The organism is Ensifer sp. LC11 (assembly GCF_001695835.1).
Taxonomy (GTDB): domain Bacteria; phylum Pseudomonadota; class Alphaproteobacteria; order Rhizobiales; family Rhizobiaceae; genus Ensifer.
Genome location: NZ_MBSO01000012.1, coordinates 296,061 through 319,004 on the forward strand (window position 1 = coordinate 296,061; position 22,944 = coordinate 319,004).

Annotated in this window: 19 protein-coding genes and 1 pseudogene; 9 read left to right on the top strand and 11 right to left on the bottom strand. The window is 62.5% G+C overall.

The genetic code is table 11. The features are described from left to right. The first annotated feature begins 220 nt into the window (after nt 1-220). Entirely contained in the window at nt 221-940 is a 720-nt protein-coding gene (locus BBX50_RS10115) for a ParA family protein (RefSeq protein ID WP_065775440.1), read from the top strand. Between the two features lie 40 nt (nt 941-980). On the opposite strand, the gene BBX50_RS30260 is transcribed toward BBX50_RS10115, so the two are convergent. After that, complete coding sequence (locus BBX50_RS30260) at nt 981-1,130, bottom strand: hypothetical protein (protein WP_161490866.1); 150 nt, start codon at nt 1,128-1,130, stop codon at nt 981-983. Nucleotides 1,131-1,293: 163 nt separating this feature from the next. Between BBX50_RS30260 and BBX50_RS10120 the strand changes: the two genes are divergently transcribed. Next, entirely contained in the window at nt 1,294-2,814 is a 1,521-nt protein-coding gene (locus BBX50_RS10120; protein WP_065775171.1) for a globin-coupled sensor protein, read from the top strand. Between the two features lie 276 nt (nt 2,815-3,090). Here the strand turns inward: BBX50_RS10120 and BBX50_RS10125 are convergent, their stop codons facing one another. From BBX50_RS10125 to BBX50_RS10150, 6 genes and pseudogenes are all read right to left on the bottom strand, one after another. Next, entirely contained in the window at nt 3,091-4,866 is a 1,776-nt protein-coding gene (locus tag BBX50_RS10125) for an adenylate/guanylate cyclase domain-containing protein (RefSeq protein WP_065775172.1), read from the bottom strand. Between the two features lie 440 nt (nt 4,867-5,306). Further along, nucleotides 5,307-5,639: pseudogene (locus BBX50_RS10130) on the bottom strand (FAD-dependent oxidoreductase); the annotation flags it as partial. Nucleotides 5,640-5,732: 93 nt separating this feature from the next. Beyond that, nucleotides 5,733-6,263 carry a dihydrofolate reductase family protein gene (locus BBX50_RS10135; protein ID WP_065775174.1) on the bottom strand — a complete coding sequence of 177 codons (531 nt, stop codon included), beginning with the start codon at nt 6,261-6,263 and terminating at the stop codon, nt 5,733-5,735. 180 nt (nt 6,264-6,443) lie between these two features. Next, the gene (locus BBX50_RS10140) at nt 6,444-6,809 is read right to left on the bottom strand and encodes a hypothetical protein (protein ID WP_065775175.1); all 366 of its coding nucleotides are present in this window, start codon (nt 6,807-6,809) and stop codon (nt 6,444-6,446) included. A gap of 193 nt (nt 6,810-7,002) precedes the next feature. After that, entirely contained in the window at nt 7,003-8,292 is a 1,290-nt protein-coding gene (locus BBX50_RS10145) for an FAD-binding oxidoreductase (RefSeq protein WP_065775441.1), read from the bottom strand. Between the two features lie 390 nt (nt 8,293-8,682). Beyond that, nucleotides 8,683-10,104 (bottom strand): L,D-transpeptidase, encoded by a 1,422-nt coding sequence (locus BBX50_RS10150; protein ID WP_065775176.1) that lies wholly within the window; start codon nt 10,102-10,104, stop codon nt 8,683-8,685. A gap of 164 nt (nt 10,105-10,268) precedes the next feature. On the opposite strand from BBX50_RS10150, the gene BBX50_RS10155 reads away from it, so the two are divergent. The 3 genes from BBX50_RS10155 (at nt 10,269) to BBX50_RS10165 (ending at nt 11,946) form a co-directional block, all read left to right on the top strand. Beyond that, on the top strand, nt 10,269-11,114 hold the full coding sequence (locus BBX50_RS10155) for a DUF4432 family protein (RefSeq protein ID WP_065775177.1): 846 nt from the start codon (nt 10,269-10,271) through the stop codon (nt 11,112-11,114). 78 nt (nt 11,115-11,192) lie between these two features. Beyond that, nucleotides 11,193-11,531, top strand: a complete 339-nt coding sequence (locus BBX50_RS10160; protein ID WP_065775178.1) for a TIGR01244 family sulfur transferase — start codon at nt 11,193-11,195, stop codon at nt 11,529-11,531. Nucleotides 11,532-11,595: 64 nt separating this feature from the next. Next, nucleotides 11,596-11,946 carry a cupin domain-containing protein gene (locus tag BBX50_RS10165; protein WP_065775179.1) on the top strand — a complete coding sequence of 117 codons (351 nt, stop codon included), beginning with the start codon at nt 11,596-11,598 and terminating at the stop codon, nt 11,944-11,946. 157 nt (nt 11,947-12,103) lie between these two features. Here BBX50_RS10165 and BBX50_RS10170 read toward each other — a convergent pair whose 3' ends face one another. Genes BBX50_RS10170 through BBX50_RS10180 form a run of 3 tightly spaced genes read right to left on the bottom strand, consistent with a single transcriptional unit; the run spans nt 12,104 to nt 15,695 of the window. After that, nucleotides 12,104-13,750 carry a thiamine pyrophosphate-binding protein gene (locus BBX50_RS10170; RefSeq protein ID WP_065775180.1) on the bottom strand — a complete coding sequence of 549 codons (1,647 nt, stop codon included), beginning with the start codon at nt 13,748-13,750 and terminating at the stop codon, nt 12,104-12,106. A gap of 43 nt (nt 13,751-13,793) precedes the next feature. Further along, nucleotides 13,794-14,747, bottom strand: coding sequence for a DMT family transporter (locus BBX50_RS10175; RefSeq protein ID WP_065775181.1), 954 nt, complete (start codon nt 14,745-14,747; stop codon nt 13,794-13,796). Nucleotides 14,748-14,759: 12 nt separating this feature from the next. Beyond that, entirely contained in the window at nt 14,760-15,695 is a 936-nt protein-coding gene (locus BBX50_RS10180; RefSeq protein ID WP_065775182.1) for an alpha/beta hydrolase, read from the bottom strand. A gap of 218 nt (nt 15,696-15,913) precedes the next feature. On the opposite strand from BBX50_RS10180, the gene BBX50_RS10185 reads away from it, so the two are divergent. From BBX50_RS10185 to metF, 4 genes are all read left to right on the top strand, one after another. Beyond that, nucleotides 15,914-16,666, top strand: a complete 753-nt coding sequence (locus tag BBX50_RS10185) for a ribonuclease (RefSeq protein WP_065775442.1) — start codon at nt 15,914-15,916, stop codon at nt 16,664-16,666. Between the two features lie 230 nt (nt 16,667-16,896). Continuing rightward, the gene (gene ettA / locus BBX50_RS10190; RefSeq protein ID WP_065775183.1) at nt 16,897-18,546 is read left to right on the top strand and encodes an energy-dependent translational throttle protein EttA; all 1,650 of its coding nucleotides are present in this window, start codon (nt 16,897-16,899) and stop codon (nt 18,544-18,546) included. Nucleotides 18,547-19,254: 708 nt separating this feature from the next. Then, entirely contained in the window at nt 19,255-20,274 is a 1,020-nt protein-coding gene (locus BBX50_RS10195; protein WP_065775184.1) for a metalloregulator ArsR/SmtB family transcription factor, read from the top strand. A gap of 2 nt (nt 20,275-20,276) precedes the next feature. Beyond that, the gene (gene metF / locus BBX50_RS10200; RefSeq protein WP_065775185.1) at nt 20,277-21,227 is read left to right on the top strand and encodes a methylenetetrahydrofolate reductase [NAD(P)H]; all 951 of its coding nucleotides are present in this window, start codon (nt 20,277-20,279) and stop codon (nt 21,225-21,227) included. Between the two features lie 573 nt (nt 21,228-21,800). Here the strand turns inward: metF and BBX50_RS10205 are convergent. After that, entirely contained in the window at nt 21,801-22,739 is a 939-nt protein-coding gene (locus BBX50_RS10205; protein ID WP_065775186.1) for a DMT family transporter, read from the bottom strand. Between the last annotated feature and the right edge of the window lie 205 nt (nt 22,740-22,944).

Consider the following 22,944-nt stretch of genomic DNA (forward strand, 5'->3'; position numbering starts at 1 on the left):
GGATCAACCACTCCATCTATGGGGCGCAATCGGACATCGCGGAATGGGGTACGAGGCATGCGGTAGCGTGTCCGCGGGTGGTCGCCGACGGCCCGACTGTCAGGTTTGACGTGCGTTCGTTACCGTTTCGTTAACCATCTTCTGTAAGGTTTCGTTAAGAAGCGAACCACCGGCCCTGGCTTTGTGGTTCGCGCGGAACATGCAGAGAATGGGGAATATCATGGCGGTCATCACTTTCGCCAATGCAAAGGGTGGCGCGGGCAAGACGACCGCGGCACTGATCCTGTCGACGGAGCTGGCGCGGCAGGGACACCGGGTGGTCGTCCTCGATGCCGATCCGCAGCGCTGGATCACCAGCTGGGCCGAGGCCTCGGGCCACATCGCCAATCTCACCGTCATTTCGCACATCACGCCCGGCTCGCTCGAATGTCATATCCGCGAGATGAAGGACGAGGCGGATTACATCGTCATCGATCTCGCGGGCGCCAAGGACCAGATCGTCGCGCTGGCGCTGGCCATCTCCGACCAGGTGCTGATCCCGGTGCAGGGCTGTGCCATGGATGCCAAGGGTGCTGCCCAGATCCTCGAACTCATCCGCCACATCCAGGACCGCTCGGGTCTTCGCATCAGCCATTCGGTCGTTCTCACTCGCGTCAATTCGCTTGTCACCACGCGTGCGCTGCAGACGATCAAGACGATGCTTGCCGAGCGCGGCGTCTCGGTGCTCGACACCCCGATCGTCGAACGCGCCGCCTATCGCGAGATCTTCGAATGCGGCGGCACGCTGCAGTCAATGGATCCGACCCGCGTCAGCAATCTCGACAAGGCCTGCGAGAATGCGGCTGCGCTTGCCAAGGAAGTGCAGGCGCTGATGCCGGTGAAGGCCCGCCGCTCCTGGGCTGCGCGCATGCCGTCCTGGGCGTCGCGTCGCGCGGCTTAAGTCTCTCATTCTTTTATGCTTCAACCGGAATTGACGTTCGTCAGTTCCGGTTGAATCCCATTTCAGCCTTCGCGAAATAGCTGTCGGCCGTAAGGCTTCCTTTACCCTGTGCTTCTAACAGTGACCAAGGACACAGCTTGCCCCGGCGATCTTCGCAATCGGGCAATTCGGCCGCCATGACTGCGGCCATGATCACAGACGCCTTGCGCCGCCGATCCTGTCTCCATGATCCACTACAGCGCCCGCGCGCCGGACGCGCAAAGGTCGCTGTATCACTTTGAACTGCTGCATGTTTGTCCTCAAATCGATGCGATTTAAGGAAACGTGCCGTAGAGCATGCAGGGAAGTCGCGCATGAAAACGGAACACGCCGCTGCCGGAACGCAAGACATTGCCGGTCGTCTGAATTTCATGGCGCTCGATGACGCCGCCAGAACGAGCCTGAAGGCGCTGAAGCCGATCCTCGAAAAGGAATTGAAGCCCGCGCTCGACAGGTTCTATGGCAGGGTCAAGACGACACCCGAGACGAAGCGCTTCTTTTCCTCCGACGCCCATATCGACCGCGCCAAGGGCGCGCAGGTTGGCCACTGGGCCAATATCGCCGACGCCAACTTCAATGAAGAGTACAGCGCCAAGGTGCGCACCATCGGCCAGGTGCATGCGCGCATCGGGCTCGAGCCGCGCTGGTACATCGGCGGCTATGCGCTGATCGCCGAGCATCTGATCACCGAAATCGTCAGGGCCCATTGGCCGAAGGCCGGCCTGTTTTCGCGTCGTACTGTTTCGGCTGACGAGATGGGCGCGATGCTGTCGAGCCTGATCAAGGGCGTCTTCCTCGATATGGATCTGTCGATCTCGGTCTATATGGATGCGTCCGACGTCACCAAGCAGCGTGCCGTGCAGGAAGAGGTGCTTTCGGCCGAACGTGCGCTGATCAGCAAGACCTTCGGCGCGGCGCTGAAGAAGATCGCCGATGGCGACCTGACGGCACGCATCGGCTCGGATCTGCCGGTCGCCTACCAGGAGCTTGGCGAGAATTTCAATCATGCGATCGGCGAACTCTCGCGCGCCATCGGCGGCATCGAGGCCGGCGCCAGCCAGATCCACACCAGCGCCAAGGAAATCGCGGCTGCGGCCGACGATCTCGCCCGGCGCACGGAGCGGCAGGCGGCGAACCTTGAAGAGACGGCGGCCGCCGTCGAACAGGTGACGCGCACCGTCAAGCAGACGGCCGAAGGCGCCAACCAGGCGAACTCGACCGTGATTGCCGCGCGTGCCAATGCCGAGCAAAGCGGCGAGATCGTCAGCCACGCGATCGAGGTGATGCAGGAGATCCAGACCTCGTCTGCCAGCATCGCCCGCATCGTCGACGTGATCGACGAGATCGCCTTCCAGACCAACCTTCTGGCGCTCAACGCCGGAATTGAGGCGGCGCGCGCCGGCGAGGCGGGCAGGGGCTTTGCGGTCGTCGCCTCCGAAGTCCGCGCACTGGCCCAGCGCTGCGCCGATGCGGCCAAGGATATCCAAGGGCTGATCGCCAAGTCGCGCGGCCAGGTGGACGACGGGGTCAATTCGGTCAACCAGGTGGCCCAATCGCTGCAGCAGATCGTGGCGCAGGTGGTGGAAGTCAGCTCCGTCTTCGGCGCCATCCGCGCCAGCACCGCCGAACAGGCAACCGGCCTGCAGGAGGTCAACACCGCGATTACCCAGATGGACCAGATCACCCAGCAGAACGCGGCGATGGTCGAACAGGCCAATGCCGCAAGCCAGGCGCTGACCGGCGAGGCCGAGCACATCGCCACGCGGTTGCGGGCGTTCCGGACGTCTGGCCAGGTGCAGGTCAGTGCCGGTTCGGGTTACCGCGCGGCGGCGTGAAGGCGCGCTCAGGTTTGAGATATGGCGCCTCGGGTCAGGGATGATCCGGGGCGTTTTGTTTATCGGCATGCTAGGCCATCGGCTCTTATGAACGCGCGCCTGCCTCCGGAATGGGGGGCAGCGCGGGGCCTCTTTGCGCCACTTCCGGACCTTTGCTATTGATGGCGCGAAGGTCGCGTCCCGACCCGAACCGGTCATTGCCGCTGCACGGCGGCAACGACGCGAAAGGCGTGGAGAGGGGGCGTTCGTTGCGGGCAATAACTAGAAGTGACGCGATTATTCTTCGATCAGACGCTTCTCTCCCGGAGGGAGCCCCTGCTCGATCAACCTGTCGAGGTAGTCGCAGTAGGGGCTGCCTTCATAGAATGGGTGAGCCGCCTGTCGGACGTATTCCGCATTCAGGTTTGGAAATTTCTTCAAAGCATCAGAGATCCAGATCCTCACTTCATCGGTATTCCCCGCCCTGAGGGCGAGCAACGCTGCCCCGATGAATGGATAATAGGTTGTGCGTTCGAAGGACGCGCCTTCCCGTAGATGCATCCGGGCCGTTGAGAGGTCATCGGGCTTGCCTCTCAGCATCAAGCCAATACCGAGTAGTGTCTTGAACGCAAACATAGATGGATCGTGAGGACTGAGATCGATGGCATTTTGTGCGGCTCTAATCGTCGTATCGGCGTCCCTGAGCCGCACGGCTGCCATGCCATGTGCGAAGTGAAGAAACGCGTAGTTGGGATTTAATGCAAGGCCCTGTTCGGCGACAGGCATGGCCTCAGCTGCTCGCCCGTCCACCGTAAGAAGGAGCGACATCATCGCGTACGCGATATCGCTCCGCCTGTCGATTTCCAAGGCTTTCGTGGCGAACGATAGTCCTTCCTTGACAGCGACAGGCCCGTCTGCCGCACGCCCCCAAAGGACGAGTGCATATCGCTGGCGAGCTAAATAGGCGTAGGGAAGTGCGAAATTCGCATCGTGTTCGAGCGCTTGTCGAAGGAACTTCTCGGCAGTGGCTTGAGAGCCTTCTTCGAAGGAAAGCAATTCAGCAAGGCCGCGGTGACAAAGTTCCCAAGCAGTAAGGTTATCGGTCGATTTGGCGAGGGCGAGGCCCCGCTCGTGCGCTCCCAGTTCTGGTTCGATGCCCGCGATAATCCGGCGCGTTATCTCGTCCTGTACATCGAAAAAATCGGCGATCGGACGATCCCACCGCTCGGCCCAGATGTGTGCTCCGGACAGCGCGTCGATTAGCTGTACAGTGATCCTCAACCGATCACCCGACCGCCGAACCGATCCCTCCACGACATAGCGCACACCAAGTTCCCGGGCGATCTTGCGTACGTCCTTGGCTGTTCCCTTGTAGGCGAAAGTCGAGTTGCGAGCGATCACGAACAACCATCGAAAGCGCCCAAGTTCCGTGATGACGTCTTCGACCAGTCCGTCGACAAAGAAGTCCTGATCGGGCGTAGCCGAAAAATTCTGGAATGGGAGAACTGCGACCGAGGCACGTTCCTGTCCAGAGAGCCGAACCGGGCTGGGGGCCGTGCCGTCTACCTCGACCTGCCACACGTCAACTGGTTCGGGGATGTTCTTAACGGCCTGTGGCCCGAGCCACGTCATCCCAGCCTCTATCTTGCCTTTCACATGATCGTAGATTGCACGAGATATGCAGATCCCTCCGGCCGGTGCGATGGTTTCCAAACGCGCAGTGATGTTGACGCAGTCGCCGAGGATGTCGTCCCCATCGATCACCACATCTCCCAAATGAACTCCGATCCGGAAACGCAGACGTCGCTCCTCCCCTTGAGGAAACTCGCGCGAGATCAAGGTGCGCTGCATTAGAAGAGCCGCTCTTACCGCCAATACTGGCGATGGGAAATTGACCAGGAGGCCGTCGCCCATCGTTTTGACGATGCGGCCACCGCCTTCCATGATCGCGGGGTCAATCACGCAGGTTCGCGCATCGCGCAGCCGCAAAATGGTGCCTTCCTCGTCCGCCGCCATGAGACGAGAATAGCCAACCAAATCAGCAGCCATTATTGTGGTAAGGCGACGTTCCACGCTTGCCCCTCCGCCGAGAAATTACAGTATCGCCAGATAAACAGATGCGAAAGCGATCTGGAACCGGGCGAATCAGGATAGGAGCGAAAAAGCCAGAGCGAATGCGCTGATGTCGCACCCAAAGGGATCCGCTTCTCTCTTCGGCTTTCCGACGCCGAGCGGGAATGGTGGCAGCTAAGAAGGAGCAGCGACTGCGGCGCATCCACGTTCATTTAGGAATATCTGCTGGGTAGCCGAATCCGACACTGCCAATCGGGTGTCTTGAATGTCCGGAGACGCGCGCCCATTCAGCTCCCGTCGTCTAACTTCCGCATTCCACCCATTGCTGCCGTTCGATTCACCGGGGAACGGCAGCAATGGGCCAAGAGCGGTCATAAAAACGCTTTTCGCCCATGCCGGAACCAGCTCCAGATGGTTTTTCGTTGGATGACAGGAGGTGCTCAAAACCGCCGGTCGATGAAATGCTTGGCCTGGGCGCCTGCGTGGTAGAAGGCGGACTTCACGCCGCGCCAGGTGTCGGGCGTAACCGGCGTTTCCGCCAGCGGGATCGCTGAAGCCTCGCCGGTGACGTGATTTGCCAAAGCGCGGCCGAAGACGGTGCCGGGGGCGATGCCGCGGCCGTTGTAGCCGCTGACGGAGGCCACGTCAGGGGCGAGCGTGTGCATCGCCGGCGGGTTGTTGCTGGTCATGCCGATGCGGCCGTCCCACCAGTATTCGAAGCGGAAGTCGCCGATGAAGGGGAAGAGCTTGCGGACCGAGCGGGCGACAAAGGCGCTGCGGCTTGAACAAAGCCCGTCTTGAACAACGACGCCTCGGGTCAGTAATGGCCCGAGGCGTTTTGGTGTGTTGGGGTAGCGGGTGCAAGACTAAGCGGGAACGTAGGTCAGCCTGACCACATTCTCGTCAACGCGATCATGCGCGACCAGGCGCAACGGCGGGCGGGGGCCGGCAAAATAGGGATTGCCGCCACCGATCACCACCGGATGCAGGTAGATCCGGTACTCGTCGATCAGCCCGAGCTCGGTGAGGCTTTGCGCCAAGACGGGACCGGCCACTTCGATCTCGCCTTCATGGTCAGCCTTCAGCTTGCGGACAGCACCGCCAAGATCCCCTTCGACGAGCCGGGCGTTGGGGCCGACGGATGGCTGCGAGCGCGAGACGACCCATTTCGGCTGCTTCCGCCACGCCGCCGCGAAGGCCTGTTCGTCCGGACCCCATTCGGGATGCTCGTCGTCCCAATAGCGCATGATCTCGTAGATGCGGCGACCGTATAGACTGCCCGCCTGCTGCTCGGCCTCCTTGATGAAGTGGCGGAAGAGCGTGGGGCTTGGCCCAAAGGACATATGATCGACATAGCCGTCCAGCGACTGGTTCATTCCGAACACGAGCTTAGCCATGGCCAGTTCCTTGTCTCGAATGGCGCCTTCGCCCACAGGTCTGCTTGCGATGTGCAATCGGTTCAGGTTAAGCCGACTGATCTCAAATCACAAGCGGTTTTTGAAGCCTCGACATCGAGGACGTCTGCCGTGCGCAGGCCTTCAACGCTCGCCACCGTCGGCAGGAGTGGGCTGGCCGCGCTACTGCGAATTGGCCGCTGTCGGCCTTCTGCGTTTCGTCACGGCCTTTTCAAGGTGATGATCGTACCAACTATCAGGGAACGCGATGCTCCACATCAGCTGGCGCAGGTTCCCGGCGTCGATGTCCCGATATCCCAGCTCCTCCAGCCGAAGCAGAAGCAACATATGATCGGTAACGACGATCAATCGGGCGTGGCTGCCGACCTGAAGCAGCGCCGGGCGCAATGCCGCGTAGGATTTGAAGCCGAGCGATGCGGCGATTGCCTCGTCGAAATGCGATGACTTGATGTGAGGGTAATGATCCCGGAGGGACTTCTTCAGGGCGGCTATGTTGGACGGCGAGAACCTAACCTGCGGGTGCAGCATGAGACGATCCGATGCTCCTGGTCGAAGTCTGCCGATTACGCTTCGACGTTGATGAACATGGTCGTCGAGTAAAGTTCCGCGGCCCTTCAACCCGGCAGCAGGTTTGGATGGGCACCCGCGGTGGACGCTACACCGCGGGAATCCGATATTCAAGATTCAGTCTGAGACTACGCCGTTCCAACGCCGGGAGCCTTCAAAACCGCCGGTCGATGAAATGCTTGGCCTGGGCGCCTGCGTGGTAGAAGGCCGATTTCACCGTGCGCCAGGTGTCCGGCGTAACCGGCGTTTCGGCGAGCGGGATCGCTGAAGCCTCGCCGGTGACGTGGTTGGCCAGCGCGCGGCCGAAGACGGTGCCCGGCGCGATGCCGCGGCCGTTGTAGCCGCTAACGGAAACGACGTCAGGGGCAAGCGTGTGCATCGCCGGCAGGTTGTTGGTCGTCATGCCGATGCGACCGTCCCACCAGTATTCGAAGCGGAAATCGCCGATGAAGGGGAAGAGCTTGCGCAGCGAGCGGGCGGAAAAGGCGCGGTGCGTGCCTTCGGCGATCGCGTCGAGGCGGCCGATGGAGCCGAAGATCAGCCGGTTCTGCTGATCCATGCGGAAGGAGGTCATGACGAGACCGGTGTCCCAGGCGCCCTGGCGTTCCGGCAGGATGCGGGCGGCCACAGCGTCCGGCAGCGGATTGGTGGCGAACTGGAAGTAAGGCAGGATCGTCAGTTCCTGGGTGTGCGCCTGCCACGGGCTCTCGGCGAACAGGCCGCCATAGGCGTTGGTGGCAAGGATCACATGTCTGGCGCGGACAACACCGTTTCCGGCCTTCAGCACCCAGTTGTCGCCCTTTCGCTCGGCGCCGGTGAGCGGGGTGTCGGTGTAGATTTCAGCACCGGCGGCAAGCGCTGCGCGGGCGAGCCCGCGGGCATAGGCGAGCGGCTGGATGGTGCCGGCGCGGCGATCGAGCAGGGCGCCGGAAAAGCCTTCGGCACCGGTCAGGGCATGCGCGCGTTCGGCGGAGAGGGCCTCGACCGGAGCGCCGCGCTTCTGCCATTGGGCTTCGCGGTCCTTGATCTCGGTGACACCTTCGTTGCCGACGGCCATGTGCAGCGTGCCGTTGCGCACCGCCTCGCAGGCAATGCCGTGTTTTTCGACCAGCGCATAGACCATCGACGGGCCGTCGCCGAGTTCGGTCAGCAGGCGGTTGCCGGCGTCAGGGCCGAGCGTCGAGATCAGGTCGTCGGGTTTTACCCACATGCCGGCATTGACGAGGCCGACATTGCGGCCCGAACCGCCGAAGCCGATCATCTTCGCTTCGATGACCGTTGCCTTGACACCTTTTTCCTGGAGGTGGAGGGCGGCCGAGAGGCCGGTGAAGCCGCCGCCGATGATGGCGACATCAGTCGCAATCTCGCGGTTAAGTGGCTTCGTTTCGGGCGCGGCCGGTGCCGTCGCATGCCAGAGGTTGGGCAGGGTGCGCTCCGTCGCCATCCAGGCAATTCCTTCGTGTGCGGCCGCGATGCCGGCCATTGTCATCGATATATCAGGTGATAGCGGATCGCCGGGAAAATTCTCATGACAATGTTTCATGAAGTCATGATGCAAGGGAAGCGTGCGAGGGGACCGTCGCCCAGCATTTGAACCAGTCATTTGAAAAAGAACCGCAGCTGGGTCGTCGGCAGCTGCGGTCTTCGCAAATGGATACATCTGAAAAGGTTTTGCCGAACGCCAGGCGCCGGCGCAAAGACATTTAACAAGGGTGCCCGTCGTGGATGGTCGATCAGGCAGCCCCATCATCTATGCTGCAGGCGCGAAGTCACTCACCCAATTGGGGGAAATGGCGAAAAAAAGCGCGAAAACAACGCTTGCCCTGGCGTTCTGTCAGTCGACGAACTCGACCGTGACGCCGGCGCTCACCATCTTGGCAAGCTCGGTCGCGTCCCAGTTGGTGAGGCGCACGCAGCCGTGGCTCTGGGTCTTGCCGATCTTGGATGGTTCCGGCGTGCCATGAATGCCGTAGGTGGGCTTCGAGAGCGCGATCCACACGGTACCAACCGGGCCGTTCGGCCCCGGCTGCAGGGTGAGGATCTTGTCGTTGTTGCCCTGCTTGAAGTTGATCTTCGGATTGTAGGTATAACCCGGATTGAGCGCGATGCGCTCGACATTGACGGTGCCTGACGGCGACGGCGTGTCGGAAGAGCCGATCGTTGCCGGATAGGCGGCAATCAGCTTGCCGGCGTCGTCATAGGCCAGCACCTGCTTGCGCGCCTTGTCGGCGATGATGCGGGCGACCTTGCCGGTCTTGTTCTGACCCGGATTGATGACCTTGATGATGGTGCCGGGGACGGTGAAGTCGACGCCCGGGTTCAGCTCGCGCAGATAGGCCTCGTCCATATGGAACTTCTCGCCGAGCATTTCCGTCGTCGAGGTGAAGGACATGTGCGGCAGCATCGCCTTGTGCGCGTAATCCTCCGGGATCGACGCGACATAGGGGCCGGCGGCATCGGCGGCCGTGATCGTATAGCTGGTGATCGGCATGCCGCCGCTCATGCGCAGCCGCTCGAGAATGTCGTCGGTGTTGTTGGGGTCGAGCGTTTCGCCGGTCGATTGCTGCCAGGCCTCGATCGCCTTGGTGACGTTCGAGCCCATCTTGCCGTCGATGACGCCAGGCGAAAAGCCTTCGCGGTCGAGGAAGACCTGCAGTGCGGTGATTTCAGCACGCGACTTGCTCTTGACCGACAGCGCCGGCGGCATCGACTGGCGCATCGGGTTGCCGTCGTTCGGATCGATCGACGCCTCCTCGGTGCCGTCGATCAGCCCGGGCAGGCTGTTCGGCAACTCGTTGCCGTCGGTCGACGGCGGTACGACATCACGGTAATCGGGAATGGAGCCGGTGACGTCGCCGGGCTCGGAATAGCCATAGCCGCGCTCGCGGTTGCGTTGGTTCGAGTAGATGTCGACGTCGCCCTGGCGGCGGTAGCCGCCGTAGTCGCCCTGCCGGGCGCGACTGGGCACCACGGTGGCGACCACATTGCCCCAGCTGTCGATCAGAAGCGTGCGGCCGCGGCTGTCGCGCATGGTCTGCACCTCGTCGGCGCCGGGCACATAATCGAGGATTTCGCCGTCGGGCGTCACCAGCATGACGTCGTCGCCATAGCGGTTGGAGCCGCGATAGTCCTGCGCGAAGGCGGCCGTCAGATCCACGGCAAGAAAGCCGGCTGCGGCGAGGAGCGAGAGGCCAATGCGGGTCGCTGACGTCACGTAAGAACCTGTCTTCATTATAGTGAATGTGGCGCGGTACATTTCGATTTCGACGTTAATGTGAAAAAAATGAATTCATCATGAACAAGCGGTTAAATTCTATCTAGGCGGAGCGATCTCAAGCTTCAACCGATGAAATGGGTCTTTCCTCCGGTATCATCGCTTTGTGATTGCAGTGATTCTCGACCTTTTTGAGGAGAAGCGGCATGTTGAAGACACTCGGCGAGCCCAGGGACGACCAAGAGAATCACGTGCTCTTCGACCGGTTGTCGGCGCTCGACATCGCCGCCTTCGTCGTCGACGGCGTCGATCTTTCGCCGGGTACTGCAATCCCGTCCGACGGGGATCCCCGCATCGACCGGGCACTTGCGGGCTTTCTTTTCACCTGTGGTCCCGAGCATATCCGCCATCCGGAACCGGTCACGGGCGACGAGCGCGGTGCCAGCTATCCGCTGCACGGCTCGCTTGCCGGGACGGCAGTCAGCCACACGGAGATGGGAGAGGGTGGCCACGAATGCACAGCGACGATCGACGTTGCGCTCGCTGGTGGCGGGCAGGCGCGGGTCGAGCGGCGCTGGCGGATCGATGCGGAGCGTGAGCAAGTTTTGCTCGAAGATCGCATCATCAACATCGGGAGCGTCGCCTTTCCGCCGATGATGATGTATCACCTCAACATTGCCGGCCGGCTGCTCGGGCCCGACACCCGCATCGTCAGTGCCTCGATCGAGAGCGGAGAGCGTAGCTGGTGTTTCGGCGATGGCGAGAGCGCGCATTTCTGTCTTCCCGCGGCCGTTGATGCTGACGGCTGGTCGCAGGTGACACTGGCCGGACTTGCCGGCCTCGGCGGACGAGACGTTCGGGTGCGCTTTCGGGCCGACACGCTGCCCTTCCTGCAGATGTGGCGCTGCCAGCGCGGCGAGGCCGACGTGATCAGCATCGAGCCGGTGTCGCATCGCATCGCCAAGCGGCCGGTGCTTGAGACGGCGGGCGAGCTGACGCCGCTCCTGCCGGGTGAGGTGCGGAGCTATGCGATCGCCTTTGCCGTCGTCTGAGCCACGGCTTTTGAATTGACGGGAGATGAGGCTGCGCCTACATCAGTGGCCACCACATTTCCTTGAGGGAAGACGACCATGGACATCCGCCAGATCAACGACGAATACTCGGTCACCGGCCAGATCACCGTCGAGGATCTCGACCAGATCAAGGCGCTCGGCTTCAAGTCCATCGTCTGCCACCGCCCGGACTTCGAGGCGCCGGACCAGCCGACCTTCGATGCCATCGCGGCCCGCGCCGAGGAACTCGGCATCGAAACCAAGCATATCCCCGTCGGCCCGATGGGCGTGACGGCGGATGCCGTGACCAGCATGGTCGACGCGCTTGACGAGTTCCAGCGCCCGATGCTCGGCTATTGCCGCTCGGGCGCCCGCTCGACGGCCGTCTACCAGCAGACCCAGCATATTCGCGGCTGAGCCGGCTCCAGTTCCCTAGATCGCGCTCGGCCGCGTTCGTTTGAACGAACCGCGGAGGATCGGCATGGCCGAAGCGCATCTCATTTCGAATGAGCAATGGGCTGATGAGCCCGGTGTCTGGAAAGGCGAATTCGAGGGCGGCGCCTATGGCGCTGGCCTCTCGGTGATCTTCGTTTCCACAGACGAGATCGGCTACGGGCCGAAACTGCACCGCCATCCCTATCCCGAAACCTTCATCGTGCGCGTTGGCCGCGCCCGCTTCACCGTGGGCGACCGGACCATCGATGCCGAGGCTGGCCAGATCGTCGTGGCGCCGGCCAATGTGCCGCACAAATTCGAGAACCTCGGGCCCGGCCGGCTGGAGACGACCGACCTGCACGCGGCCGGCGCGTTCTCGACCGAGTGGCTGGAGTAGGGGCGGTCGTCGAGTATAGGAAGGTTCATACCCCTGCGCCGTGGACACGGCGCAACTTGTCGCCAGCCCACCCACAACCCTCATTCCTGTGCTTGTCACAGGAATCCAATCACGGCGCGTCTGCGCCATGATTGAACCTCTCTCGAACAAAGCCTGGTCAGCCGTTCCTAATGTCGCTCAGCGTGCGCGTCGGCGTGATCGCTTCGGGATCGAGCTTGATCTCGATGATCGACGGCTTGCCGCTGGCGCGGGCGCGCAGGAACGCGGCGGCGAACTCTTCCGTCTTCTCGACCGTCTCACCATGGCCGCCATAGGCGCGGGCGAGCGCTGCGAAATCCGGGTTGGTGAGATCGGTGGCGCTGACACGGCCGGGATATTCGCGCTCCTGGTGCATGCGGATCGTGCCGTAGATGCCATTGTTGACGACGACGGTGATGATTGGCAGGCGGTAGCGCACGGCGGTCGCGAACTCCTGTCCGTGCATCAGGAAACAGCCGTCGCCGGCAAAGCAGATGACTTCGCGCTCCGGATGAAGCTGCTTGGCGGCAACTGCGGCCGGCAGGCCGTAGCCCATCGAGCCGGAAGCGGGGGCTGCCTGCGTGGCAAAGCGGCGGAAGCGGTGGAAGCGATGCACCCAGGTGGCGTAATTGCCGGCGCCGTTGGTGAAGATCGCATCTTCAGGCACGTTCGCCTCGATCCAGTTCATGATCGGGCCCATCTGCACCGGACCCGGTCCGGTCTCCGGCGGCGTCGACCATTTGCGATAGGCGGCATGCATGGCTTCCGTGCGCGCGGACCAGGCGGGTTCACTCGCGGGCGTCAGGCCTTCGAGGGCACCGACGAAGTCGCTGGGGCTTGCGGCAATCGCGAGCTCCGGCCGGTAGACGCGACCGAGCTCGGAGCTGTCGGGATGCACATGCACCAGCGTCTGGTGCGGGTAGGGGCTGTCCATCAGCGTATAACCGGAGGAGGGCATTTCCGAGAAGCGGCCGCCGAGAAGCAGGACGAGATCGGCCTCCTTGATCTCCTTGGCAAGAGCTGGGTTGATGCCGATGCCGACATCGCCGGCGTAATTCGGATGCAGATGGTCAAACAGCATCTGGCGGCGGAAGGAGCAGCCGACCGGCAACTTCCAGCGCTCGGCGAAGCGCTGGAATTCGGCAACGCTTTCCGCCGTCCAGCGGGTGCCGCCGAGGATGGCGATCGGCCGCTTGGCGCTTTCAAGCATCTCGCCGAGCCGCTTGACCTGCGCCGGACCCGGATGGCCCTCGACCGGCTGGTAGGGCTTGGCGGCCGGGGCTTCCGCGCTGCGCGTCAGCATGTCCTCGGGCAGCGTCAGCACGACGGGACCAGGGCGACCTGAGGTGGCGACGGCAAAGGCGCGGGTGACGAATTCCGGAATGCGGGCGGGATCGTCGATTTCGCCCACCCATTTGGCGACCTCGGTGAAGGCGCGGCGGTACTCGATCTCCTGGAAGGCCTCGCGCTCGCGCGCCTCGCTCTGTACCTGGCCGATGAAGAGGATCATCGGGATCGAGTCCTGCCTTGCGACATGCAAGCCGGCGGACGCATTGGTGGCGCCGGGACCGCGCGTGACCATGCAGATGCCGGGCTCGCCCGTCAGCCGTCCCCAGGCGTCCGCCATCATCGCCGCACCGCCCTCCTGCCGGCAGACGAGCACATCGATGTCGGTGTCGTAGAGCGCGTCCAGCACCGCCAGATAGCTTTCCCCCGGCACGCAGGCGATGCGTTTTACGCCATTGGCGACGAGCGCATCGACGATGAGCTGACCTCCAGTTTTCATTTCATTCCTCCCGTTGGTCTTTCTTTTGTTTTTGGATCGCCTGTCAGATGGCGGGCGACACCGGTGCGACGCTCGTGTCCTTGTGCACGCGGCGTTCGCGCCAGATGATGTAGAGGCCGGAGCCGATGATGATGGCGATGCCGAGCCACTTCAGGGCATCCGGCAGATCGCCGAAGACGAGCCAGCCGAAGATCGTCGCCGAGACGATTTCGAGATATTGCAGCGGCGCCAGCACCGAGGCCGGGGCGGCGCGATAGGCATAGACGCCGAGCACGCCCGATATGGTGGCGGTGACGCCGACGCCGAGCAGGTAGTACCAGGTGACGCCTTCCGGCCAGACCGGATCGAAGACGCTGGAGCCGGTACCTTCGCCGAAATAGAGCAGCACGAGGCAGAAGAGGCCGCCCCAGATGCCGGCGTGAAACTGCATCGACCAGGGGTCTTCGTTCTGCGCGACCATGCGGGTGACGAGCAGGAACACGGCAAGGCCGAAGGCGGCGACAACTGGCAGAAGGGCAATCCACCCGACTTCCTGCATGCTCGGCTGGATGACGAGCAGCGCACCGAAAAAGCCGACGCCGCAGGCGGTGTAGCGGCGCCAGCCGATGGTCTCCTTCAAAAAGATGCTGCCGAGGATCGTCAGGATGATCGGCTCGACGAAGAAGATTGCAATCGCATCGGCGACCTCCATCACCTTCAGCGTGGTGATGAAGGAGAGCATGGTGACGACCAGCAAGCCGCCACGCAGCGCGTGCAGCCCGGTCTTCTTCCATGTGAGATCAAAGAGGCTGCCGCGGAAGAGCACGATCGGCAGGATGAAGACGACCTGCAGCAGAAAGCGGACGGCAGTGATTTCGGCCGAGGGTACAGTGGTGATCGCGAGCTTTGCGAAAATGTCGATCAATGGCGACGACAGTACCGAGATCACCATCAGCGTCAGGCCGAAGGAGATGCGGTTGTGATCGGCGGCGATCTTAGGGAGGGGCATGTCAGTCATCAAGAATTCCGGTCAGCGCTTCTTGCCCACGGCGGCCAGGCACCAGGTGGCAAAGTCCGCGGTCGCCTGTTCGCGGCCAAGCTCGTTCAGGGTCTCGTGGCGCATGCCGTCATAGACGGTAACGGTGACGTCGCTCATGCCGGCCGCTTTCATCTTCTTGCCGAGCCAGCGGACAGCGTTGCCCATCTCGGTGGACGGATCGGCGCTGCCGCCCACGAGGTGAACCGGTAGATCCTTCCTGAGGCGGGCAAGCTGATCGGGTCGGGCACCGTTGAAGGACAGCCGGAAGAGATCGAGCCAGAGCGAGACCGTCGCGTCGAAGCCGCAGAGCGGGTCGGCGGCATATTTTGCGACCTCGGCGTCGTCGCGCGACAGCCAGTCGAGATCGGTCTTGCGGTTCTTGATCGCGCCGCCCCACATGCCGAAGGTAAGCTTTGTCAGAAGCGGGCTCGGCACATCCGAGCCCTTCAGCGCCTTTTCGATCTTGAGGATCAGTTGCCCGCCGCGGCCGGCGACGCCCGGACGGAAATTGGAGTTCCAGACCGCCAGCGCGTCATAAAGGCCGGGGTCGGTCTCGGCGGCATTGAGCGCGATCAGCCCGCCCATGGAATGACCAAAGAGGATGACCGGAAGGCCCGGATGGGCGGTGGTCGCGATTTCCCTTACGGCCCTGATGTCGGCAAAGACCTTGTCCAGCCCGTCGCGGCTCGAAAACATGCCGAGCGGCGCGTCGGGTGCGCGTGTTTCACCGTGGCCGCGATGGTCGTGGGCATAGACATGGAAGCCGTGGCCGGCCATGGCTTCGGCAAAACGCGCGTAACGACCCGAGTGCTCCGCAAGGCCGTGGCTGACAAGCAGGATACCGCGGGCATCGGCAGTCGCCGGAAAGTGGCGCCAGCTCAAGGTGGAACCGGTCGGGCTCTGATGCGTCTTCACCTGCCCGAACATGTCTTCTCCCGGCAACAATCGACAGATCACCCGCGATTTCAAATCGATTTGCACCCTAAAGGCAATCGCCGCTTGTTGCTCGTTGTGCATGAGGTCACAAGCGAATTGGCACCGGCATAATTTTGGGTTGCAATTTTCCCGTTTTGAGCGATATTTGTTCCTGTTTTGTTTCTGTGGAGGATATGATGTTCAGTTTCTTTAAAGCGATATCGAGTCCGATGGCAGGTGTTGTAGCGGCGCTGGCGTTGTTGCTTGCACCTGCAGCCTTTGCTGCCGGCGAGGAAATGGCCGACCAGGCGGCCCCCGCGGGAGCGGCGGGCGGCCGCACCGAATATGTATTGGCGGTTAGCTGGCAGCCGGGCTTCTGCGAGACCCGGCCGGAACGCAAGGAATGTGCAAGCCAGACGGCAGAGCGTTTTGATGCCACCAACTTCTCGCTGCATGGCCTATGGCCGTTGCGCAAGAGTTATTGCGGCGTGGCGGCAGAGGTGCGCGCGACGGATCGCAAGGGCAACTGGTTGGAATTGCCAAAGCTTGCGATGGCGGACGACACCGCGGCGCGGCTGCTCGTCGCCATGCCCGGCGTACAATCGGGGCTCGACCGGCACCAGTGGCTGCGCAGCGGCACCTGCCAGAGCGGCTCGGTCGACGACTATTTCGCCGTGCAGTTGCGGATGTTGGAGGAACTCAATCGCTCGGCGGTCGGTGCACTGTTTCGCCAGCGCATCGGTTCGGAACTGGACGAGGTGACGATCAAGCAGGCCTTCGACCAGAGCTTTGGCGCCGGCGCCGGGGATCGGGTGCGCATGCGCTGCCAGACGGTTCAGGGGCGCAGCATCATTACCGGGATGACGATCGGGCTTACCGGCGACGTCTTGAAGGCACCGAGCCTTGGCCCCCTGATCCAGGCGGCAGGACCGACCGAGTTCAAATGCGCCAAGGGCGTCGCCGATACCGCTGGCCGAGGGTAAGGCGTCGGGTCGGAAGGAGCGCCCGAGGTCGTTCCACGGCTTTGGCTTTGGTCACGCTTTGGTTCTGGCTTTCTGGCGCATCCCTGGCTTTGAGCGCCAGCCGCGTCGAAGGGTATGCACGCTTCGGAATAGGTGGGGGAGGCGGGGTACACGCCTTTGATCATTGCCCCCTTCCTATAATTCGCCTACATAGCGGGCAAATTTCCTTATCCCCTGCGGAGCATTCCCTTATGGCACGTCAGTTTATCTATCACATGGCCGGACTTAATAAGTCCTACGGCGCGAAGAAGGTTCTCGAGAACGTTCATCTGTCGTTCTACCCGGATGCGAAGATCGGTATCCTCGGCCCGAACGGCGCCGGTAAGTCGACGGTGCTGCGCATCATGGCCGGCCTCGACAAGGAATTCACCGGCGAGGCCTGGGTGGCCGAGGGTGCGACCGTCGGCTACCTGCCGCAGGAACCGCAGCTCGATCCGACGAAGACGGTGCTCGAAAACGCCATGGAAGGCGTTGCCAAGAAGACGGCGATCGTCGAGCGCTACAACGAACTGATGATGAACTATTCCGACGAGACGGCGGAAGAGGGCGCAAAACTCCAGGACATCATCGACAGCCAGAACCTGTGGGATCTCGAAAGCCAGGTCGAAATGGCCATGGAAGCGCTGCGCTGCCCGCCGGGTGATGCCGACGTTACCAGCCTTTCAGGCGGTGAAAAACGCCGTGTCGCGCTCTGCAAGCTGCTCCTGTCGCAGCCGGATCTGCTGCTGCTCGACGAACCGACCAACCACCTCGACGCCGAGACGATCGCCTGGCTCGAAAAGCACCTGCGCGAATATCCGGGCGCCGTGCTGATGATCACCCACGACCGCTACTTCCTCGACAACGTCACCGGCTGGATCCTCGAACTCGACCGTGGCCGCAGCATTCCTTACGAAGGCAACTACTCGGCCTATCTCGTTGCCAAGGCCAAGCGCATGCAGCAGGAAGGCCGCGAAGAGGCGTCCCGCCAGAAGGCGATCGCCCGCGAGCAGGAGTGGATCGCATCGAGCCCCAAGGCCCGCCAGGCCAAGTCCAAGGCCCGTATCCGCTCCTATGACGAGCTGGTCAACGCAGCCGAAAACCAGCGTCCGGGCGACGCGCAGATCATCATCCCGGTCGGCGAGCGCCTCGGCCAGGTGGTCATCGAGATGGAAGGCGTCACCAAGGGCTACGGCGACCGCCTCTTGATCGACGGCCTGTCGCTGAAGCTGCCGCCGGGCGGCATCGTCGGCATCATTGGTGCGAACGGCGCCGGTAAGACGACGCTCTTCCGCATGATCACTGGCCAGGAACAGGTCGACAGCGGCTCGATCCGCATCGGCGAAACCGTGCATCTCGGCTATGTCGACCAGAGCCGCGACGCACTCGACGGCAACAAGACCGTCTGGGAAGAAATCTCCGGCGGTGCCGAAGTCATCAAGCTCGGCAAATACGAGATGAACTCGCGCGCCTATTGCTCGACATTCAACTTCAAGGGTGGCGACCAGCAGCAGAAGGTCGGCAACCTCTCGGGCGGTCAGCGCAACCGCGTGCACCTTGCCAAGATGCTGAAGGCTGGCGGCAACGTTCTGCTGCTCGACGAACCGACCAACGACCTCGACACGGAGACGCTGGCGGCACTGGAAGTCGCGCTCGAAAATTTCGCCGGCTGCGCCGTTATCATCAGCCACGACCGCATGTTCCTCGACCGCCTGGCGACGCACATCCTCGCGTTTGAGGGCGACAGCCAGGTCGAATGGTTCGAAGGCAACTTCGAGGACTACGAGAAGGACAAGATCCGCCGCCTCGGCCCGGACTCGGTCAACCCGAAGCGCGTCACCTACAAGCGCCTGACGCGCTGATCTGACCAACCGCCTGGCGCGCTGATCCGGCCAAGCGCCTGGCGCGCTGATCCGGACTGACGGTGCCGCCTGTTGGCGGCGCCGATGCCTTGCGACCGCTTGATGATGCGGGCGGCTTGTTTATGTCCATCGAGACGGGCGAAGCGGAAGCTCCGCCCGTTTTTCATTGAATGGGCTATTGCTGCCGGATGCGAGCCGGGCGCTCATCGTTTATCGGGGGGCACCAGGCCTGGCGCCTGATCCTGGTTTGAAGGGGGCGGCATTGGCAACCGCTTCGCATCGTCCGGAAAGGCGATTGTGCGGCGTTAGTGTCATCCTGTTGCCGGAAGAGTGCGGCGAGGGGGACGAGATGGTGTGGTTGGGTAAGCCAAGCACGGGCCCGCCGCTTCGTCCTCTGCTGCCGCCTGAGAGCCGACGCCGTTGTGGGCGGCGCGAGTGGTCCAACCCCTCAGTCAGAAGGGCGAGGACGCACCGGTTGCTTTCAATGTGCGTGCTGGGGCGCTCAGTGACCATGGTGGCTTTTTCCCTTGGCGACGTGACCTTGGGGACGTGACCTCGGGGAGCCGGCCCTAGTGTCATTTTTGTGCGTGACGCCGGCGCACAAGGATCTGTTCCGCCAGCGCCATTGTTTGGCCTCTGCGCGCAAATCCGCTTGCACCATCATTACAAATCACATAAACATATCTTTATGTGTTGATGGGGATCGCGATGGTTGTTCAGGGAGAACTGGGACTTGATGCGCTGGTGGACGTGCTGAAGGCGGCAGGCGAGCCGACCCGCATGCGTCTCGTCGCGCTGCTTGCTGCCGGCGATCTCACCGTCACCGATCTTACCGAAATTTTGGGCCAATCGCAGCCGCGGATTTCGCGGCATCTGAAGCTGCTGGCAGAAGTCGAGCTCATCGATCGCTACCAGGAGGGCGCCTGGGCCTATTTCCGCCTCAGGCAGGACGGTGCACGCGTAGCGCTGGTGCGGGCAATGCTTGCCGCTGCCTCCGCAGCCGATGCCGTGCTCTCACGCGACGCGGCAAGGCTCATCACTCTTAAGAAGGCGCGGTCGGAAAAGGCCCAGGCCTATTTCAGCCGTAACGCTGCCGGCTGGGACGAGCTTCGCCGCCTGCATGTGAGCGAACGTGACGTCGAGACGAAACTGCGCGAGATGGTCGGCGACGAACCGGTCGAAAGCCTGCTCGATCTCGGGACCGGCACAGGCCGCATTCTGCAGCTCTTCGAAGGTCTCTATCGCCGCGGCGTGGGCGTCGATGCCAGCCGCGACATGCTCGCCGTTGCGCGCTCCAATCTCGATCGCGCCGGCATCACCAAGGCGTCGATCCGCCATGGCGACATCTTCAACCTGCCGCTTGACGGACAGGCCTTCGACCTCGTCACCATCCATCAGGTGCTGCATTTCCTTGAGGAGCCGGAAGCGGCGATCGCTGAGGCCGCCCGCATGCTGATGCCCGGCGGGCGCCTTGTCATCATCGATTTCGCGCCGCACGGGCTCGAGCATCTGCGTGACGAACACGCCCATGCCCGTCTCGGCTTCTCGCATCAGGTGATGGCGGACTGGCTGGCCAAGGCCGGGCTTGCACTCGAAAAGACCACGGACCTGTCGCCCGAAGGGGCGGACGACGGCAAACTGACGGTGACGATCTGGCTGGCGCGCGATCGGCGGGCCGTAAACGAGAATGAAACGCCGCGGCAGCGTGTCCAGGCGGGGGGAGTTTGAATATGACGGCACAGACGCTGTACCCGGCCGAGCGCGGCAATCTGAGGCTTTCTTTCGAGTATTTCCCGCCCAAGACCGATGAGATGGAAGCGCAGCTGTTCCAGACCGCAGAAGATCTCGCCGTCTTCGGTCCGGCCTTCGTGACCGTCACCTATGGCGCCGGCGGCTCGACCAAGGCGCGGTCGCTGACGACGGTCCGACGGATGATCGAGGAGAAGGGCTTTGCCAACACTGCCGCGCATCTGACCTGCGTCGGTGCGCCGAAGGCGGAAGTCGACGCTGTGATCGATGAATACATCCATTGCGGCGTCCGGCATTTCGTCGCGCTGCGCGGCGACCCGCAAGGTGGTATCGGCAGTGTCTACCAGCCGCATGCGGGCGGCTACGACAGCAGCGCCGATCTGGTAAGGGCGATCCGCGCGCGCGGCGACGATATCGAGATCTCCGTTTCCTCCTATCCGGAAAAGCACCCGGAAAGCCCGGATGTTGCTGCCGATATCGACATGTTGAAGCGCAAGGTCGATGCCGGTGCGAACCGTGCGCTGACCCAATTCTTTTTCGACAACAATGACTACGAACGTTACCTCGAACAGGTGCGGCGCGCCGGCATCGACATTCCGATCGTGCCCGGTATTCTGCCGATCAACAACCTGACCCAGGTGCAGAAGTTCGCCGGTCTCTGCGGCGCCAGCGTTCCGGAAGCGATTGTCACGCGGCTCGCGCATCTCGAGGACCAGCCGGTCGAGCGCTTCAAGGAGGCGACACATATTGCGGCCGAGCAGATCGTCGATCTTGCGCGTCGCGGGGTGCGCGATTTTCACCTCTATACGATGAACCGTTCACCGCTGGTGACGGCCGTGCTGGATCTCGTCGGTTTCGAGCAGGTGGTATTGGACGCTGGCGATGCCCTGCACGAAGCGCCGCAGAAGAAGGTGGCGGGCGCGGCGGCCTGAGCCGTCCGGCCTGAATACCCTATTTGAGCCGCTCTGCTTGACCGCCTCGTCCGTCGCTTCATGGCCGCTTCAGGCAGAAAAGATTGCCCAAAAGGAAAGCGCCCGAAGATCGATCTTCAGGCGCTTTCTCGTTTGTCGCAGCGTCTAGACCTTGTGCTCTCTTGGCGGTCTAACTTGCTTGGTGCTGCAAAATGGTTTCCCGGAAATTTAAGTCCCTATTCGGTTTGGACTCTCAGCAGCCGCTCTTCAGATGAAAAGCATCGTGGCTACGAATACGAACGCTGCACTGATCATGAGGACATTCAGCGAATATGTAAGGCCCATGGAAGACCCTCCCTGCGTTAACGCGTTAAAACATAGGGCGAAATCAGGGAGGGTTAAAGGGAAACTTGTGCTGCAGTGCGAAAACCGTGAGCCTCGAGACCCTTATTCACAGGGCTATGATCCTGAAAATATTGCCGTTTCCGCCTTGCCACATTTTTTTCACAATCGCTTCGGGAAGGTTAATGTAAACGTTTGTAACCGAGCGTGAGTGACCCATGAGGGGACGTTTCGCGGTCTCCGATTCCCCGGTCAGGCCACCTGTTTGCGCCGCAGGATTCGGCCGTCGAGCACCGCCAGGCCAAGCGCGATCAGCACCATCCCGGCGAAATCGGCCGCCTGCAGCGTCTCGCCGAGAAAGAGATAGCCGAGCAGGATGGCGCTCGGCGGAACCAGCAAAGTCACGAGCGAGGCATTGGTGGCGCCGGCCTCGCGCATGATGCGGAAAAACAGAATGTAAGCATAGGCGGTGGAGACGAGCGCCAGGCCAAGGATCGAGAACGTCACCTCGATCGGCGGCATCGGCAGGAGCCAGGGCGTATCGCTGACGGCCGCCACCGGCAAGGTGATCAACGTCGAGGCGGTGAGCTGCCCCGCGGCCGTCACCGGTGGAGCGAGATCACGGAAGCGCTTGCCGTAGGTCGCCGCAAAGCCATAGCTGATGGCGGCGAGCACCGGCAGGACGAGCGCCCAAAGCGGAATGCTGCTTGCCGTGCCGAACAGCCCGGCAAGCGCGCTCGGGCCGATCAGCACAACGGTGCCGGCAAGCCCCAGGACACAACCGGCGATCTTGGCGGAACTGAGCTTCTCGTCCTCGGTCGCCATATTGGCGATAATGACGGTCCAGACCGGCGTGGTGGCATTGAGGATCGCCGCAAGCCCGGCACCAACATGGGTCTGGCCGAGGAAGATGAGGGCATGCGGGATGGCGTTGTTGATCAACCCCATCAACGCGAATTCGCGCCAGCGCTGGCCAAGCGCCTGATACATGCCGAAGCGGCCGCCGATATAGACGTGCAGGGCCAGTGCCGCGAGGCTCAGGCGCAGGAACACGAGCGTGAACGGCGGGACATGCGCGACGGCAACGCGGGCGAAGAAGAACGATCCGCCCCAGATCAGGCCGAGCAGGGCGAGCAGCGCCCAGGTTCTGACGCTCATGTGGTGGCCGACGACAGTGGGGCGTGCATTCATGGTTCTGCCTGTCCGTGTTGGTCTGACACCCAAGTCATAGCCCGGCGTTGCGCAGGCGACCACCCGGTTCTTGCAACCTTGCGAAGAGCGGGCAGGGCTGCCGGCGCGCGCTGGCCCTGCGACAGACATCGCAGGAGGCTTCCCGGGCAGGGCGGCAGGAAAAAGGAGACCCCGGAGATCGTTCGATCACCGGGGTCGTGGATGT